At 57.7% G+C, this 17438-nt stretch carries 10 protein-coding genes and 1 pseudogene; 3 read left to right on the top strand and 8 right to left on the bottom strand.

What is annotated here, in order from left to right; genetic code table 11:
* Window positions 1-72 precede the first annotated feature (72 nt).
* The 3 genes and pseudogenes from IVB41_RS32835 to IVB41_RS32825 all read right to left on the bottom strand — a co-directional run bounded on the left by IVB41_RS32835 (window position 73) and on the right by IVB41_RS32825 (window position 4251).
* Entirely contained in the window at window positions 73-1485 is a 1413-nt protein-coding gene (locus IVB41_RS32835; RefSeq protein ID WP_027568489.1) for a mannose-1-phosphate guanylyltransferase/mannose-6-phosphate isomerase, read from the bottom strand.
* A gap of 24 nt (window positions 1486-1509) precedes the next feature.
* The gene (locus IVB41_RS32830; RefSeq protein ID WP_027568488.1) at window positions 1510-2517 is read right to left on the bottom strand and encodes an NAD-dependent epimerase/dehydratase family protein; all 1008 of its coding nucleotides are present in this window, start codon (window positions 2515-2517) and stop codon (window positions 1510-1512) included.
* Between the two features lie 611 nt (window positions 2518-3128).
* Window positions 3129-4251, bottom strand: a pseudogene (locus tag IVB41_RS32825) (IS3 family transposase).
* Window positions 4252-4582: 331 nt separating this feature from the next.
* Here IVB41_RS32825 and IVB41_RS32820 point away from each other — a divergent pair.
* A complete protein-coding gene (locus IVB41_RS32820; protein ID WP_081747927.1) occupies window positions 4583-5881 on the top strand; it encodes a glycosyltransferase in 1299 nt (432 codons plus the stop codon).
* Window positions 5882-6243: 362 nt separating this feature from the next.
* Here IVB41_RS32820 and IVB41_RS32815 read toward each other — a convergent pair whose 3' ends face one another.
* A complete protein-coding gene (locus tag IVB41_RS32815) occupies window positions 6244-7989 on the bottom strand; it encodes a hypothetical protein (protein ID WP_247438679.1) in 1746 nt (581 codons plus the stop codon).
* A 382-nt stretch (window positions 7990-8371) separates the two neighbouring features.
* Between IVB41_RS32815 and IVB41_RS32810 the strand changes: the two genes are divergently transcribed.
* Window positions 8372-8836: a hypothetical protein gene (locus IVB41_RS32810; RefSeq protein ID WP_247438677.1), complete on the top strand. Its 465-nt coding sequence runs from the start codon at window positions 8372-8374 to the stop codon at window positions 8834-8836.
* Between the two features lie 273 nt (window positions 8837-9109).
* Here IVB41_RS32810 and IVB41_RS32805 read toward each other — a convergent pair whose 3' ends face one another.
* Complete coding sequence (locus IVB41_RS32805) at window positions 9110-9508, bottom strand: H-NS family nucleoid-associated regulatory protein (RefSeq protein ID WP_081747926.1); 399 nt, start codon at window positions 9506-9508, stop codon at window positions 9110-9112.
* Window positions 9509-9659: 151 nt separating this feature from the next.
* Window positions 9660-11801, bottom strand: a complete 2142-nt coding sequence (locus IVB41_RS32800; RefSeq protein ID WP_247438675.1) for a type I secretion system permease/ATPase — start codon at window positions 11799-11801, stop codon at window positions 9660-9662.
* Between the two features lie 235 nt (window positions 11802-12036).
* Between IVB41_RS32800 and IVB41_RS32795 the strand changes: the two genes are divergently transcribed.
* Window positions 12037-13464 (top strand): HlyD family type I secretion periplasmic adaptor subunit, encoded by a 1428-nt coding sequence (locus tag IVB41_RS32795; RefSeq protein WP_027568484.1) that lies wholly within the window; start codon window positions 12037-12039, stop codon window positions 13462-13464.
* Between the two features lie 5 nt (window positions 13465-13469).
* Here the strand turns inward: IVB41_RS32795 and IVB41_RS32790 are convergent, their stop codons facing one another.
* Together IVB41_RS32790 and IVB41_RS32785 are read right to left on the bottom strand one after the other, a co-directional pair.
* Window positions 13470-15293, bottom strand: a complete 1824-nt coding sequence (locus IVB41_RS32790; protein WP_245287866.1) for a caspase family protein — start codon at window positions 15291-15293, stop codon at window positions 13470-13472.
* 75 nt (window positions 15294-15368) lie between these two features.
* On the bottom strand, window positions 15369-17438 hold a 2070-nt coding region (locus IVB41_RS32785), incomplete at its 5' end, for a CARDB domain-containing protein (protein ID WP_276576688.1).

The raw sequence follows: 17438 nt of genomic DNA, 5'->3' as shown, positions 1-17438 counted from the left end.
CAGCCTGTTCCGGTCATCGCAGTTCACAGGACAGTTTCCAAATGTTCAAGGAATGTTGGAGCGACACTCTGCTCAAGAGCGCTGATAATCGTCTTCAATCCGGATGATGTCGTCTTCACCGAGATAGCTTCCAGTCTGGACCTCGATCAGCTCCAGCATGATTTTACCGGGGTTCTCCATCCGGTGCACCGCGCCCATCGGAATGTAGATCGACTCGTTCTCGTGCACGCTTTTGACGGTCTCGTTGACGGTGACGCGGGCGGTGCCGCGGACCACGATCCAGTGCTCGGCACGATGATGGTGCTTCTGCAGCGACAGACGCCCGCCGGGCTTGACCACGATGCGCTTGACCTGGTGGCGCTCGCCATTGTCGACCGACTGGTAGCTGCCCCAGGGCCGATGCACCTTGAGATGCTCCTCGGTGACTTTCGGCGCGACCGCCTTGAGTTTTGTAACCAGCCGCTTGAGCCCGTTGGCATCCTTCTGGCGCGAGACCAGCACCGCGTCCGCAGTCGCAACCACGATGAGATCGTCGACGCCTTCGAGTGCGACCAGCGCAGAGTCTGTGGTGACGTTGCAGTTGCGGGAATCCTCGAACACGGCGGCGCCATGCGAAGCATTGCCTTGCGCGTCCTTGTCCGACAATTCCCACACCGCGTGCCAGGAGCCGACGTCGGACCAGCCGCACGACACCGGCACCACAGCGGCGCGCGCGGTCTTCTCCATCACCGCATAGTCGATGGAGATCGCCTTGGCCGCGCCGAACGCCTCGGGCTCCAGCGTCACGAAGCCGAGATCGCGGCCGGCATTGCTAACAGCATTGGAAATCGCCTCCACACTCGCCGCATCGATCTTGCGGTATTCGTCGAGCAGGACGCCGGCCGGGAACATGAAGTTGCCGCTGTTCCAGAGATAGCCGGAATTGACGTAGTCGGCTGCCTTCACCGCATCCGGCTTCTCGACGAAGCGCGCGACCGCGTGTACCTCGCCGGAGATGACCTCGCCCGGGCTGATATAGCCGTATTCGGTCGCCGGCCGCTCCGGCTTGACGCCGAAGGTGACGATGCGCCCGGTACTCGCGGCGGTGAGGCCCTGGCGACACGCCGCGACGAAGGCCGCATTGTCCTGCACCACGTGGTCGGCGGCGAGCGCGAGCACGATCGCCTCACTCGCGCGGTTCTGCGCGAACACCGCGCCGGCTGCAATCGCCGGGCCGGAATCCCGCCGCATCGGCTCGAGGATCACGTCGGCCTCGATGCCGATTTCCGCGAGCTGCTCCAGCACCATGAAGCGGTAGGAGGCGTTGGTGATGACGATCGGGCGATCGAACAGCGAGGCCTCCGAGACGCGCAACAGCGTGTCCTGGAAGGTCGAGCGGGTGCCGAACAGCGGCAGGAATTGCTTGGGGCGCACCTCGCGCGAAGCCGGCCACAGCCGCGTTCCGGCACCGCCGCACATGATCAGGGGGATAATTCTTTGGGACACGTGTGAGCTACTCAAGAGAGGGGGTTATACGCGGTGATAATTTTGATACCATTCGACAAAGCGACCCAAGCCATCCGCCAGCGGCGTCGAGGGCGTGAAGCCGACGTCGCGTTGCAGGGCCGAAATGTCGGCACGCGTCTCGAGGACGTCGCCAGCCTGCATCGGCAAAAGCGTGCGGATCGCAGGCTTGCCGATGATCTTCTCCAGTGTCTCGACGAACTCGATCAAATTGACCGAGCAATTGTTGCCGATGTTGTAGACGCGATACGGCGCATAGCTCGACGAGTTTTCCGGCTGCTCGGCGTTCCACGCGGGATTCGGCGTCGCGGGGCGATCGAGGGTGCGGATCACGCCCTCGACGATGTCGTCGACATAGGTGAAATCGCGCCACATATTTCCATGATTGAAAAGCTTGATCGGGTCACCCGCGAAGATCGCGCGCGTGAAGAGCCAGGCGGCCATGTCGGGCCGGCCCCATGGACCATAGACGGTGAAGAAGCGAAGACCGGTCACCGGCAGCTTGTGAACATGTGCGAACGTGTGCGCCATCAGCTCGTTGGCCTTCTTGCTCGCGGCATAGAGGCTGACCGGATGATTGACCGAATGCTCGGTCGAATACGGCAAGGTGCGATTGGCGCCATACACGGAACTCGACGAGGCGTAGACGAGATGCGCCAGGCCGTGGCGCCGGCCGGCTTCGAGCACGGTGACGAAGCCATCACAATTGGCGCGGATGCTGGTGATGGGATCGTCGATCGACGCGCGCACGCCGGGCTGCGCCGCGAGGTGCACCACGCGATCGGGCGAGACCTCATCGAACACACGCGTCACCGCAGCGAAGTCGGCAAGATCGATCTCGTGGAATGTGAAGGCATCATGCTTGAGCGTCTCGAGGCGAGCGCGCTTGAGCGCCGGATCATAGTAAGGGGTTACTGCGTCGATGCCGACAACTCGTTCCCCGCGCGCGCGCAAGCGCTCACAGACATGCATGCCGATGAAGCCGGCAGCGCCGGTAACCACCACGGGGGCCAAAATAAACTCCGTTGTTCGTCCTCATATACCGCATTGCCCGACTGAACCGGTAGAGGCAAGGATTCAGTGGCCCGGGTACGCCGGCATCACCCGCCAGCGACATATCGCAGCAAGCCCACCGCTGCGGATGGGGGAAAATCCTCACTCATCCCATAGCCTCATGGTCATGGTCCTATCGCGGTCGATCAAGCTCAACCTTCACCAAGTGTCGCATCGCTCAGTCCAGCTCCCCTGCAAACGGAAAATGAACGTGAAAGCATGGCAGACAGTTGGGACGGTCACCAAGCTAAAAGACCTGAAAAGTTCAGCAAAACTTGGCTGTCACGATCCTCACGCACGAAAAGTATCAGGGAGCTTCAAGAACAGAGCAGGAACGACCGAGCAATGAACACGCGTGATACGGCAAGCAGCATGTACCAATCCTCGATGACGGGTTTGAGAACGGATAAGCCTAGGAGAGCTAGGTCGACCTGGGCCACCAGCGAGAGACCATTAATAGCTTCGCTATATGCTGCAGGGTTCGACGATAACCGGCCATCCTGCGAAGTGCACCCGCGGTCATGGAAGAAGCAGGCGCTTGGTGAGCTGCTGCCGGTTTGATGGACACCGAGTTAAGCTAATCCCACCTTGCGTTCGAACTCAACGGGGCTGATGCATCCGATCGTGGAATGACGTCGGGTTGGATTGTAGAACCTCTCGATGTAGTCGAACACATCTGCCCTGGCCTCGTTCCTGGTGCGATAGAGTTTGCGCTCGGTGCGCTAGGTCTTCAGCGAAGAGAAGAAGCTCTCCATCGCTGCGTTGTCCCAGACTTGCCGGACCAGCTCATGCTGCACACAACGCCGTTGTCAACCATCAGGCGCTGGAACTGTTCGCTGGCGTATTGGCTGCCACGATCGGAGTGATGCATCAGGGCATCCGGCTTGCCGCGTCGCCAGATGGCCATCAGAAGGGCGTCGGCGACCAACTGCGCCGTCATGCTGGCGCTCATCGACCAGCCGACCACTCGTCGCGAGAACAGGTCGATCCCGGCCGACACGTAGAGCCAGCCCTCGGCCGTCCAGATATAGGTGAAGTCGGCAATCCACTTCTGGTTCGGCCGCTCGGCTGCAAACTGCCGGTCCAGAAGGTTCGCCGGCACGTTCGCTACCTGGCGATCGCCTTCATCCTTCGGCAGACGCTGGCGCCGTGGCCTCGCACGCAAGGCCTGCAGGCGCATCAGCCGCTCGATCCGATGCAGACCGCATTCGACGCCATCTGCCAAAAGGTCTCTCCAGACACGCCGTGCCCCGTAGGTCCGGTCGCTGGCAAGAAAGCTTGCCTTCACCTTTAGGCCGACCGCTTCGTCGCTGCGGGATGTGGCGCCTGGGCGATCGGGTCCAGCCAGGCATGGAAGCCCGACGCGATACGCCCATTGCTTCGCATAGGCGATGAAGCCGAACTTCATGCCGCTTCCTTCGCGAAGTAGGCAGCGGCCTTTTTTAGGATGTCCCGCTCTGCCTTCAGCGTGTTGACCTCGCGCCGCAACCGCTTGATCTCTTGCTGCTCAGGCTTCATCTGCCCGTGGCCGGGGAAGGCCTGCACCGGAGCGGAGCCGAACTCCTTCACCCATTTGCGCAGCACGTTCTCATGGACGCCCAGGTCGCGGCCCGCCTGCGTCACCGAGACCCCGCGTTCCTTGACAAGCTTGACCGCCTCGACCTTGAACTCTCGACTGAACTTCCGTCTCTGCATCACCTACCTCCGACTTCATGAAACACCCAATCTCGGTGTCCATCAAACCGGCAGCAGCTCAAACCGGATGACTTCGCCAAGGCAAGATCCACAATTGCGATCACAAGGATCGCGCCCCAATACGCTGGTTGCCCCGGAGAGTGGCAGCCTTGCGATCAATGGCTGCCTTGCGCCATAAGGCCGCAGCGGTGTGCGCGGAGAATGGTTTAATATTTAAATCTCGGCTATCGACATCTCAAAGGATTTTTATTTGAATATTGTACGATTAACAGAGTTCACAGCATGGCTTCCGCTCCCCCTGGCCGCATGCGGAGAGCTCTTTGCGACCTTAATGAACGTGCTTGGTTTGGTCGAAATCGATGTCGCGTCTCCGCTCGCCTCAGTCGTGTTACCTGCATTGCACCTGAGAGGTGCGGCGCGAAGTGATCGTCGCCCAGCAATCCGAGTGCTGCACTATATGGGCACGAATTTCGGCATGACCGGCGTCGAGACATTTATTCTGCAATTGACGACGGCTCAGAAGCGCCGCGGACTTGTTCCGGCCATTGCAATGGAACTCAGCAATAGACAGGACGTTTTGAAGATCGCCAGCGAGCGCGGCATAGCCGTCTACGACCTGCCCGGCAGGGCCTTTGCTCGCTTTCTACCGCGGAAAGCCGTGACTGCACTGTTGCGCACACGGCGAATTCGATTTCTTTACAATCTGCTCAAAGACAATGACGTATTGCATGTCCAAGCAGTTGGGCTTTCCTGCTTAGACGGTTTTGTCGCAGCGGCCCTCGCGGGCAAACCGGTCATCGTCACTCATCACGGCACGTTGAGCTGGTTCGCCGCGCAGCGCGATCGGCTCGCAGACGTTACCTTCTGGATCGAGAAGAAAATCGCATCAACAATCGTAATGCCTTATAAAGCCGCGCTTGCCGAGCTGAACTCCGAGGGAGTGTCTGCCGCCCGATCCAGCGTCATTCCGTTCTGCGTTGACGAACAGCTGTTCGCTAGAGCTCCGGCACCATCGACCAACGACAATTTTACACTTGCCCTCGTCGCCCGCATGGTCAGCGGCAAGGGTCATATCGAACTGTTGAGTGCGCTCTCCAACCTTGCACCACGTTATCCCAAACTCCGGGTCATGTTTATCGGCGATGGACCGACACGAGGCCAGATTGAAGAGACAATCGACCACCTCGGTTTACGGCAAATTGTTGAATGCAAGGGCAAGGTCGATCACCGCGCGGTGCCCGCGCTGATGCGCAGCTCTCAACTTATAGTGCTTCCCACGTATGAGCCTGGAGAGATGTACCCACTTTGTCTTCTCGAAGGGATGGCGCTTGGCTTGCCCGCCATTGGTACACGATGGTCTGGTATTCCGGACATTATCGACGACGGTGTAACGGGCATCATAGTTGAACCAAGGGATGAAGGCGGACTCGAACAAGCAATCGAACGCTTCATCACCGACATCGGCTTTCTCACGCGAGCCAGTGAAGCTGCGTTCGCCAGGGCACGCTCGCGATTTACAGCCAGCATTGTGGCCGATAGCTATACGGATCTATATCGCGAGGCGATGTTGAGCCGCGTGCGCGTAACTTCACATCAGATAAGAATTCGCCCACCCCGCAAACTGTCCTAGGAGAAACGACTTAGATCGACTCTTGGTGAGCCTGCTCCAACAGCAAACACGATTTGGGCCTCGTCTAAATATGCTACTTCCATATCGGCTTCGGCCGCTGCGCGAGATCTCAAGGCCTTTGCAGCGTGTAGATCCCCAATGCGAGTGCTTACGATGCTTCAGACGAATTGTCGAGCGACCATTATGGGAAGAAGAGTACGAACTTTCCGCACCACAGGTTCCTACTCGGATCGTGGCTCTCGTGCTCGAGTATCGTCCAAAACAAATAAAATTGAAAATGAATCTTGATGTCCACGCATCGGGTCAACGCAACCGTGCATTTGTGAGCTGCCGTCAATCTTTTGGGAAGCACCGTTGCCAGCTCACGAAAAGTCGTTGGGCGAAACGACAATCTCTCGAGATCGGGGCGAGGCGATGGCGGCAGAACCTGCCTGCGTTAGGATGAGCTGTCCATCCGAGAGTTCGACCAAGCCCATGTCGAGCAGCATCTGGAAAACGTGCTGGTCAAGGGGGAATAACCCTACGCGCTTGGCTCGTATATCCCTCAACGCCCAGCGCAGGACAATGGCACGCTCTCGATCTGCCGGCGCCGCCCAAACGTCTTCTTTAAATACTGCCTTGTGCAGGGATGACTGAGAGAGCCACGTGAGGTCCTTAGGCTCGCTTGATTCATCGGCCTTAAGCGGGTGCTTGATACCACCACCGCTCATCGTATCGACGGGTTCAGGCTGGGCTAGGGCCAGCTTAGCGTCAACGGATTCCATTGCCGCCGAAGTTTGGTTGGACCTGGAGGTTGGCGAACCAATCGCTTCCATAATCGGCGGATCTTGAACAACTGCTTTGGCCACCTCTTGATCGAAGAGCACCCGCAATCTGTCAGGTATGTTAGTTTCAATTAATGGCAGAACAGCAGCGGTTGAGAGCGGCGCGGTCAATACCTCTGTGAGTTCCTCACCCGTTAAACAATTAGTCCACCGCGCGAAAGGGTGATCGCGCGAGTCCAGGCCATCTGGGCCCGGAGAGACCAATTCGCTAGCGTCGTCGCCCGCTTCTGGCGACGATGGGAAATCACCGCCGGCAATTGAGTCCGCGCCGACCTCCCGAGCCGATATCGACGAAACGGCATAGGTCGGCGCAGATATGGCGAGAATCGATTCAGCCGGATAGATTTCTGGTGGATCAAAATGATTAGACGCCGGAATAACCCCAATTGCCGGTTTCGTCTCCGAATTGAGCACCGACATCGGAACCTGGAATGCCTCACGCGCTTCCGGCAAAACTAGATTTGCTTCAGCGTCACCTGCCCCAGCAATGTGGCCTCCAAGATCGGCTTGGTAAGCCTCAGAACTTTTCTGCAACAACGTGTCTGAGGGCATGGATGACTGGTCAGCAACTACATTTCGAGCGGGAGCAGTGCTCGACGCAACCGACGCCGATGGAGGCAAATAAGTTGTCTCGCTCGCCGACAAGCAAGCGCCAGGAACATCGCCCAACATGAGCTGGTTGTCAGGATAGACATCTGGCCCATCATTCCCGAGCGGAGCGTGCACTTCCTGCGAGTTGGCCTCAAGCGGCGCTTCAACTACCGTTATCGATTCTATGTCAATTAGCGAAGGTTGAGCAGTTATTTCCTCGGGGCGATCCGCCGGCACCCATGCGTTCACGGCATCGACTCTGGCCGCCAGCGCCATCTCGATGTTGACCACGAGAACGGGTCTTGCATTCTCGATAGGCTGGCCTTCGTTCGCTTGCGGTGAAGCTAGTTCAGGCTCGACGCTTGGCTCTATTTGCGAATGAGGAATTATCGTAGACGAATCACCACCGGCTTCGTCTCCCGTAGCAACGGGCGAAAGTAGCTCGTCGCCACCAGCCTTCGTCTGGAGAAGGGCATCGCCTTCCGGCAATGAGTAAAGCCTGTGATCGTTTGAATTCGGATGTCTCGCTTCAGCAGACTCTTCTTTTACGGACTCGATCTCCGTAGTGGCTGACTCACCCACGTCCGACGATGTCGCGTCATACGTTACGAAGTCACTTGTCAATCTGAGCGGTTCGTTGAGCAAGCGTCGAAATTCTTCGACGTTCCAATCGACCAGGTCAATTTCCGGCATCTTTAACCTTCTGTTGGAATTTTCGAAACAACGATGTGCGTCAAAGCGACCAAGGACATTCCTGACGAGATTTCGTTTAATGAAAACAACCCCATTTGCCTTACTTAAATACCGCCCCTATTGATATCGAAAGGCCCGACTGCGCCTTCGGTCATTGCCCAGAGGGACCTTTCGCGCCGCCGACACGAAAGAAAATAAATATAATAATATATATTAACCAGAGAATTAGTTAAATGATAAAAGATTAAATTGGGATGGAGCCTGTAACCGCGAAAACACCTTCGGATTTTTCGGATTTCGCAGGATAGGTAATGCTCCTGCGCAAGCTGCAGAAGCGCACCGCGAAACGTGCGGTGCCAAGCCCCCCTCATCTGGACAACGTATGGACGCGCTCATCAACGTGGGCCAATTCTTGGCGGCGACTTTGGTATCGGCGGCGATCCACTTCCCGCTGGAGATCACGCGAAGCCTGCTGAACTTTGGCGTTGCGCCCGCAGCGCGATATGCGCGCCGTCAGAAGGCCCGGACAATCGCTTTGGAAGTCGCACGGACACGCGAAAGACTTGTCTATCTCATTGATGAAGGGCAAGTGCTCCTGGCGAGACTTCGTGATGCAGACAAGGATGCCGACGCCTGCCGATCTCACACACGAGCGTGGACAGCGCAGGTTGAAGAATTCCTCAGCAGCGACTTTGGCAACGTCTATGTGAGCCGTTTTCAATCGAGATCAATCGTCGACCTCGGTGGAATTGCCGGCGTTCCGCCGGAGCGATTGTCGGACTGGAGAGATCTGAGAGATGCCGTATCTAATCTGGAGCTGTTCGGCTCAGAGCTGCACTTAGCATAGCGCCTCACCTTGGCGCGACGAGCGTCAGCCGTGCTTCCTGCTCAAGCATTCCTGTACGAGCGGCAAAGGCACCGTACAGCGACGAGTTCTCACGCATTGACGTGCGCTTACCTATCATGCCGAGGCAGGGGATAATACGGGCTGCTATCGCGGCCCATCGTTTTCCGCAATCCGGAGCACTGTGCCGAACGGACTGCTTAAAGCAAATACAGATACTAGGCCCGACAACGCACTACCAGAGGTAGTGACCTAGTAACCCGATGCCGAGCGATATCAAACGCGGGACGCATGTCCCTTTGGCCGACGGTCGCCGGACTTCCGCTTGGCGGCTCCAGACTGAGAGATCGCGAACTCTTCAATTTGGCGACCTGTCTTCAAAGCTGCCACCAACCAACGCGGCTGCTTTCCCCGGCCGGACCAGGTTTCTGTCGGGGAGTTCGGATTACGGTATTTTGGCAGTACTTGCGGATACTTACGGCGGGTTCGCTCCAAGTCGGAGGAGGACTGCGCACTCGCATGCCGAGCGTCATCCTCCCGGCGCAGTTGCGCAAGACGCTTCTCCAACTCCCGCTTTTCGGTTGTAAGACGCGTAGATAAGATTCGCCCGATCTCTTCGTGCAAATGCCACAACTCATCGACTGACATGCTATCGAAGTTCAACTTTTGGGCCATCAAGATCGTCTCGGTCTAGAATCGCAGCAACGCGCAGACATTGCATTGATCTCATGACGCATTTCAAGCAACGCTGCAAGGACTTCTCAGATAGTGCGACAAAACCAAGCTTCGATCTTCAGCAACAATTGCTAACGATCGCGAACGATTGCTACCGAACTTCCTGAATGTCTGACTGCATTCGATGAAGCGCGGCATAGCGCCCCCCACTCGTGATCAGCTCGTCGTGAGTTCCGTCTTCGACCAAGCGACCCCGGTCGATGGTAAATATTCGATTTGCCCGCCGAACAGTTGAGAGGCGATGAGCGATAATGAATACCGTCCGCCCTTGCGCGATCCGGCGCATGTTGTCCTGGATGATGCGCTCGCTTTCATAGTCGAGCGCACTTGTCGCTTCGTCGAAAATGAGAATGCGCGGATTTGTCACAAGAGCGCGCGCGATGGCGATTCGCTGTCGCTGTCCACCCGATAGACTAGTCCCACGTTCTCCCACGACCGTATCGTACCCCTCCTGGAGTTCGAGAATGAATTCGTGAGCGCCTGCTAGTTTTGCGGCCTCCACGACCCTTTCGATCGGCATGCTGGGATCTGACATTGCGATATTGTCGCGAATGGACTGGTTGAAAAGAACGCTCTCCTGCAACACAGCACCGATCTGCCGACGCAACCAAGACGTGTCGACCATGGATATGTCGACGCCGTCGATCAGTATTCGGCCGCTCTCTGGAATGAACAAGCGTTGAACCAGCTTGGCGACGGTGCTCTTCCCTGAGCCGGAAGGCCCAACGATGCCTATCACCTGCCCCGCGGAAATGTCGAAACTAACCTTGTGCAGCACCTCAGGTCCGTCGGGACGATAACGAAAAACGACGCGGTCGAAAGTGACGTCTCCCTTGATGGCGGGCAATGCCGAGCGAGCAGGATTGAATCTGGGTTCGGGCGGAGTATTGAGAATGTCGCCGAGACGGTCCACCGATATCTGTGCCTGGTGGAAGTCCTGCCAGATTTGCACGAGACGCAAGATCGGCTGACTCACGCGGCCCGCAAGTATGTTGAACGCAACGAGTTCGCCGACCGTCAGGTCGCCCGCGATCACAAGGCGAGCTCCAAAATACAGGATGCCGGCTGTCACGAGCTTGTTGACGAATTGAACGCTGTTACTTGCGTAGTTACCGAGCCGGAGAACCCTGAAACTCGCGGCTACGTATCCCGCCAGCTGCTCCTCCCAGCGTCTTTGCATCTGCGGTTCGATCGCCATTGCCTTCAACGTATCGACACCATTGACGCATTCGACAAGAAAAGCCTGGTTCTCAGCACCACGCTTGAATTTTTCGTCGAGCAAGTATCGAAATCGCGGCGTTGCCCCGACAGAGATCAATATGTAGAGCGGGAATCCGGCGACAACGATTCCCGTGAGCAGCGGCGAATAACAAAGCATGACGCCTAGAAAAACAAAGGTGAAGAAGAGATCGATGACCAGCGTCAGGGCCGAACTCGTAAGGAAATTTCGAATGTTCTCGAGCTCACGCACACGGGCAACGGAATCGCCCACCCGCCTGACTTGGAAATATGCAGTCGGCAGGGCAAGCAGATGCTGAAACAGCCTTGCTCCGAGTTCGACGTCGATGCGATTGGTCGCATGAGAAAAGAGGTAAGTGCGCAGGATGCTAAGAATGGTCTCGAACAGACCGATCCCAATGAGACCGATCGCAAGCACATCCAGCGTGCTGAGACTTCGTTGCACCAGCACCTTGTCGATAACCGCTTGAAAAAACAGCGGCGACGCGAGACCGAGGAGTTGGAGGAAGAAGGATCCGACCAGCACCTCATAAAGTTGAGCGCGGTATTTATGAATTGCCCCGAGGAACCAAGACAAATCGAAACGACGCGTCAGCTCTGTAAGGCTCGCACGCTTCGTCATGAGAACGAGACGCCCGTCCCATACGGCTTCCAGATCGGCCCTCGTCAGCAATTCAGGCCGGGGCGTCCTGGTCGACTGAGCGACGACCTTGTCGTCGCCGACCTTGCCAAGGAGGAGAAATCCACCGTCCTTGAGAGCGGCGATAGCAGGCAGAGGAGTTTTAAGCAGCCGCCCCCAATCCGTCTTCAGTTCACGTGCCTTGAGACCAAATACTCTGGCACAACGTACCATCTCTGCGGTACCAACGTCCGCCATGCCGCAATGATGTCGTATTTGCACAGGGTCCGCACTGACGCCATGAAAGCGTAACAGCATCGCGAGTGCTATGAGACCAGAATCATTTTGGCCCGGCATATCCGGATGTACGGTCATTATTTGCCCTGTTGGCAGCCCACGTCACCATCCGACGCCAACCTTAGATGATATTTCTTATTGGTAAACTTATAGCCATAATCGGGCGGCGATTTGGCACGCGATTTTCCAAAAATATCCTCATTCGGGAGAGAACAATGGAAGTTTAGGCATTATTCTCAAAGCACGGTCAGGCAGGAGAACGGATTCATTGCAGATTATTCGGAAATATGCAATAAATTCATGGGATATGAAAATGAAGTCAACTTCGAAATTGCTGCAATTTCCGATCGCTCCCAAGCCGCGGGAGAACGAAGAACTCGAATTTCTGCCGGCAGCCCTCGAGATTGTTGAAACTCCACCCTCGCCGCTCGGACGCGCGATAGGGGGAACGATACTCGCGATGCTCGTCCTAGGCCTTGCCTGGTCAGCTTTCGGTCGCGTTGACATCGTCGCAACCGCGACCGGAAAAGTCATTCCGACCGGTCGCAGCAAGGTCATCCAGCCCTTTGAAACGGGTGTCGTGCGCTCCATTCGCGTCTCCGAGGGCGAATTCGTCAAGTCGGGTCAAACGTTGATTGAACTCGATCCGACAATAAACGACGGCGAGATCAATCATCTTCAGAGCGACCTCCAATCTGCGCAACTCGATACTGCGAGATTGAGGGCGGCGCTGGCAGATACGGATGAGCCTCTGGATGCTTTCTTTCCTCCGGCGACAGCCAACCCGGATCGGGTGGCAATGCAGCGTCAGTTTCTGATCGCGCAAGTCTCAGAGCACCGAGCCAAGATTGCTTCGCTGGACGGTCAGAAAGCGCAGAAGGAAGCTGCGCTGGCAAGCATTACTGCGACCATCAGCAAACTCGATGCAGTTATTCCTACCATCGAGGAACGCGTAAACATCCGCAAGACCCTCAATGAGTTCGGATCCAAACTGCAGTATTTCGAGGTCCTTCAGCAATTGACTGAGAGCCAGCAGGAACGATTGGTTCAAAAGAGTCACGTCGCTGAAATGCAAGCCGCGATCACAACAATATTGGAAACGCGCTCTCAGACTAAGGCCGAGTACCGTCGAACTTTACTGGCAGAGCTTGCGGAAGCTGAAAGAAAAGCTGCGGGTTTCACCGCCGATCTTTCGAAGGCTGAACAGCGGGCCAAGCTGCAATCGTTGACTGCGCCCGTATCCGGCACGGTTCAGCAACTCGCCGTTCATACGGTCGGCGGCGTGGTAACTCCAGCGCAAGCGCTGATGGTCATCGTTCCTCTGGATAGCAACCTGGAAATTGAGGCCTCCGTAAACAATCGAGACATTGGCTTTATCCATACGGGCGACGAGGTCGCGATCAAGGTCGACACCTTCGATTTCACGAGATACGGCCTTCTTCACGGAAAGGTCTTGAGCATCTCGTCAGATTCTGTCACGCGCGAGGTTCCCGGCGAAAAGACAGCAGATAAGCAGGCGCCAGGATCCACTAGCACGACAAGCGAGCCTAAGGGCCAGGAAATGACCTATGTAGCTCGCATTTCGGTCGCAGACCCTCGTCTTCAGATCGATGACAAGTTCGTCAGCTTGTCACCGGGAATGGCCGTCACCGCCGAGATCAAGACAGGGTCCCGAAGGCTTATAAGTTACCTGCTGTCGCCCCTGATGAAATACAAGCAAGAGAGCCTGCGCGAACGCTGATACGGTCATCTGACCGGCGAGATAACGGCTCGAACGCTCTGCTTCGGGCCCGCTTGAGGCGAGAGCAACGATCGCTTGCTTCCAGCTTGAGGCGAGAGAAGCCTCGTTGAAGCCGCGCCCCGCTGCGTCGTGCGAACAAGCGGCGGGGCCGCAACACGCGTTTCGCGCATGGAAGAACCTGAACGTTCGGAAGCAAGTGGCAAATTCGGCTTCGAGCCCGCCGATATGTTGGTATGACTCAAGTCGGCACCGACCAATGCTCCGGTAATCGTGGGACCGCCTGATGGCAGAACATGCCCGGCGCATGACGATGGATCCAACGTTGCCCACTCCGGAAATCGAGAAGAACCGAGCTTCACCAAATCGAGATTGGCTGGAGCTGACGCCATATCCGGATAAACCCAATAGGGCATCGCAGCCATAGGCGGGCGGTCAAATGGCTCTCTTCCGCCATTTCCCATCGAATTCAGTGCCTCATTTTCCTGAATTTTCGATTCCGTCGACCCACGCAGTTCAACCTGGCTGGCGGACGTCATTTCACGCCCTATCGAAGCAGAGTTTCTGGAGGAATTAGCCAGCGTCTCGGACCGAGGTGTTGAGTCATCCTTCGAGGCAGGGAATGTCTGTGTTGATTTTGCTAAGAGCCGTGGCAGGAACGATGGTTCCGGCGGAGAGGTTTCACCTTGCCGCAACGGAACAGCTAGATAGTCCGCCTCGCCAGGAAGTGGGTAGGGCACATCGTACTCGATCCTCTTGAAAGCGGCCGGAGGATCGATGGGAGCGTCGCGCTTCTGTAGTAGACTACGGGCTTCTGCAGCGTGCGGCCCCTCTGGATACCTCTCCAGATATGACCACAGCGCCTCCGGCAAATCAGCGCGGCAGGTCCGCCGCCATATGAGCGTTTCGCGCCGAATTGCGCGAAGTACACTTAAGCGCTCCGCTAACGGATCGCGCCAATGACCCGCCAGATAATCCGAGTAGGAGTCTAGCGTATCCCGCAAGACTGCTGCGAAGTAGGCATCTTCCTTGGAGAGGGCAGACATCGGGCTCGAGCGCAGCCGGCCAATCTCCTGTGACGCCGATCGGTCCATCGCACCGGCCTCCGGTGCGAGCAGAGCGAACTGCGATCTAATGCCCGAACTGTGCCACGGCACTTGTGCTCCTTTCGTCATTTCATTGACGCGTACGCGAACACGCACAAATGTGTCAGCGAACGTGGAGCTCTCGGTGGGCATCATTTCGGCAATCGCCCTGACGTAGGGCCCGTAGCGGTCAGCTTGTTCGGAATTTTGTGCAATCATGCCTGGCGCTGCATTGAATGCGACCAGAATGTCGGGAGACGTCTCCAGCCACGCCAACCCGCTGGCAGGCGGCTGTCCGGAGATCAAGAATGGGGTTTCGCGAGCCGCATCCACGATAATGAATGCAGCCTTTGGATGAAGCGACGACAATGTCCGCGTCATTTCCGAGAGACGCAGAGAGCGTCGGGAAAGATCTGAAGCGTCAACAACGTCATCAGCGAGGTCGGTCGGCAGCAGATAGTTCTCTCCGCCGAATTGCAGCGCATAGCCGCTAAAGTAGACGGCGGCGATCGCATCAGGACTCGCCTCCGTCACCTTTTCTACAAAGCCGGAGAATGAACTTTTCAGGTTTTCACTATTCAGGTCACTGGTCTGGGTGACTGCAAATCCTGCCGAGTGCAACTTTTCGGCGATGTACCCGGCATCGCCCGCTGTGGTTCCGAGCCGCTGAACCCTGTACGATGCATTGCCGACAACGAGGGCTAAACGCTTCTCGGTCGAAGAAGCATTTGCCGGAAAGTTGCAAATGAAAAGCGCAAGAAGGGCGTAAGCTATCCTAATAACTGTCCCCCATAGATATTGGGCCGAACACGAACCGGGACTCTATCCCAATTGTTGGCTGGATTGAGCCGTCTGATGTGACGCAGTCAAATTCGCCAACTGCCCGCCGAACTCCTGCGTAGAGTTCGCGCTAATACCAGTCGCCGACGTCGGGAATGCCGATGCCACGTGCTGCGCCCACAGTGCGAGCCGCTGATCTATCGCAGCCATCCAAGTGCTTGATTGCTCCTCTGCCGCGATGGCAGCACTATCGGCCGCCTGGCTCGACAAAGTCTGGTCAACAGTAATGGATGCTCCGTCGCTTGACGCAAGGGAGTTGGAAGGCGTCGGCGCAGCCACCGTGACCTGCACGACGTTGTAGGTGTTGTTGGTCTCGTTGCTCTCGCCGAGCTGATTGTTGTAGTCGGCAATGCCACCGATGTAATAGGCGCCCGGCGCCAGATTGCCGGGCAGCGTTACCGTGACCGTCTGGCGGTCGTAGTAGCCGGGCTGGCTCACCGTTGCCAGCGTCCCTGTCGTCGAAATCGTCGCCAGCAGCGTGTCCGACGTGGTGATGGTCGCATCCGTCGAGATGTAGATTCCGGCTGTGGTCGGCGTCGCCGCGCCCCCCTTGCCGATATTCATGTTGTAGGCGTCGACCGTCAAACTGCTTCCAGCGGCAGCCGTCGTCTTGTCCACCGCCACGTATTCGGTCAGATCGGGCTGCGGCGGCGCAGCCACCGTGACCTGCACGACGTTGTAGGTGTTGTTGGTCTCGTTGCTCTCGCCGAGCTGATTGTTGTAGTCGGCAATGCCGCCGATGTAATAGGTGCCCGGCGCCAGATTGCCGGGCAGCGTTACCGTGACCGTCTGGCGGTCGTAGTAGCCGGGCTGGCTCACCGTTGCCAGCGTCCCCGTCGTCGAGATCGTCGTCAGCAGCGTGTCCGACGTGGTGATGGTCGCATCCGTCGAGATGTAGATTCCGGCTGTGGTTGGCGTCGCTGCGCCGCCCTTGCCGAGATTCATGTTGTAAGCGTCGACCGTCAGGCTGCTACCAGCGGCAACCGTCGTCTTGTTGACCGCCACGTATTCGGTCAGATCGGGCTGCGGCGGCGCAGCCACCGTGACCTGCACGACGTTGTAGGTGTTGTTGGTCTCGTTGCTCTCGCTGAGTTGATTGTTGTAGTCGGCAATGCCACCGATGTAATAGGTGCCCGGCGCCAGATTGCCGGGCAGCGTTACCGTGACCTTCTGGCGGTCGTAGTAGCCGGGCTGGCTCACCGTTGCCAGCGTCCCCGTCGTCGAAATCGTCGTCAGCAGCGTGTCCAACGTGGTGATGGTCGCATCAGTCGAGATATAGATTCCAGCCGTGGTTGGCGTCGACGCCACGGTGTTGCCGAGGTTCATGTTGTAGGCGTCGACCGTCAGACTGCTACCAGCGGTAACCGTCGTCTTGTTGACCGCCACGTATTCGGTCAGATCGGGCCTCGTCTCGATCTGCAGCGTGCCCGACGGATTGGACACGGCGCCGCCCAGGTTGGCAGCGTTGCCTGCGCTATCCTTGACCGTCGCGGCGTTCAGGTTGAAGGCCGTCACCGCGAGGTCGGACGTGTTCTGGCCGGCCGCAACCGTGTAGCTGAAGGTCAGTGCATTGCTGCCCGAGCCGCCGGCATAGGTCGCCGTGCCACCGTTGTTCAGCGTCAGCGTCGGCGTGCCGCCCGCCACCGTCACCGCCTCGCTCAGGTTCACGGTCAGCGTCACGACCTTGCCGGAGCCGAGCGTGCCGCTGCCCGAGGTGATCCCGGTGCCCGACGTCACCACGGAGGACACCGTCGGCGCGGTCGTCTCGATCTGCAGCGTGCCCGACGGATTGGACACGGCGCCGCCCAGGTTGGCAGCGTTGCCTGCGCTATCCTTGACCGTCGCGGCGTTCAGGTTGAAGGCCGTCACCGCGAGGTCGGACGTGTTCTGGCCGGCCGCAACCGTGTAGCTGAACGTCAGTGTATTGCTGCCCGAGCCGCCGGCATAGGTCGCCGTGCCACCGTTGTTCAGCGTCAGCGTCGGCGTGCCGCCCGCCACCGTCACCGCCTCGCTCAGGTTCACGGTCAGCGTCACGACCTTCCCCGTGCCGAG

It is taken from the genome of Bradyrhizobium sp. 44 (genome assembly GCF_023073095.1).
In the GTDB taxonomy this organism is placed as follows: Bacteria; Pseudomonadota; Alphaproteobacteria; order Rhizobiales; family Xanthobacteraceae; genus Bradyrhizobium.
This window is presented reverse-complemented; position numbering and strand designations above follow the sequence as displayed.

Coding starts and splice junctions, on each gene's coding strand:
- IVB41_RS32820 (WP_081747927.1), top strand. CDS start 4,583: ATGAACGTGCTTGGTTTGGTCGAAATCGATGTCGCGTCTCCGCTCGCC.
- IVB41_RS32815 (WP_247438679.1), bottom strand. CDS start 7,989: ATGCCGGAAATTGACCTGGTCGATTGGAACGTCGAAGAATTTCGACGC.
- IVB41_RS32810 (WP_247438677.1), top strand. CDS start 8,372: ATGGACGCGCTCATCAACGTGGGCCAATTCTTGGCGGCGACTTTGGTA.
- IVB41_RS32805 (WP_081747926.1), bottom strand. CDS start 9,508: ATGGCCCAAAAGTTGAACTTCGATAGCATGTCAGTCGATGAGTTGTGG.
- IVB41_RS32800 (WP_247438675.1), bottom strand. CDS start 11,801: ATGACCGTACATCCGGATATGCCGGGCCAAAATGATTCTGGTCTCATA.
- IVB41_RS32795 (WP_027568484.1), top strand. CDS start 12,037: ATGAAGTCAACTTCGAAATTGCTGCAATTTCCGATCGCTCCCAAGCCG.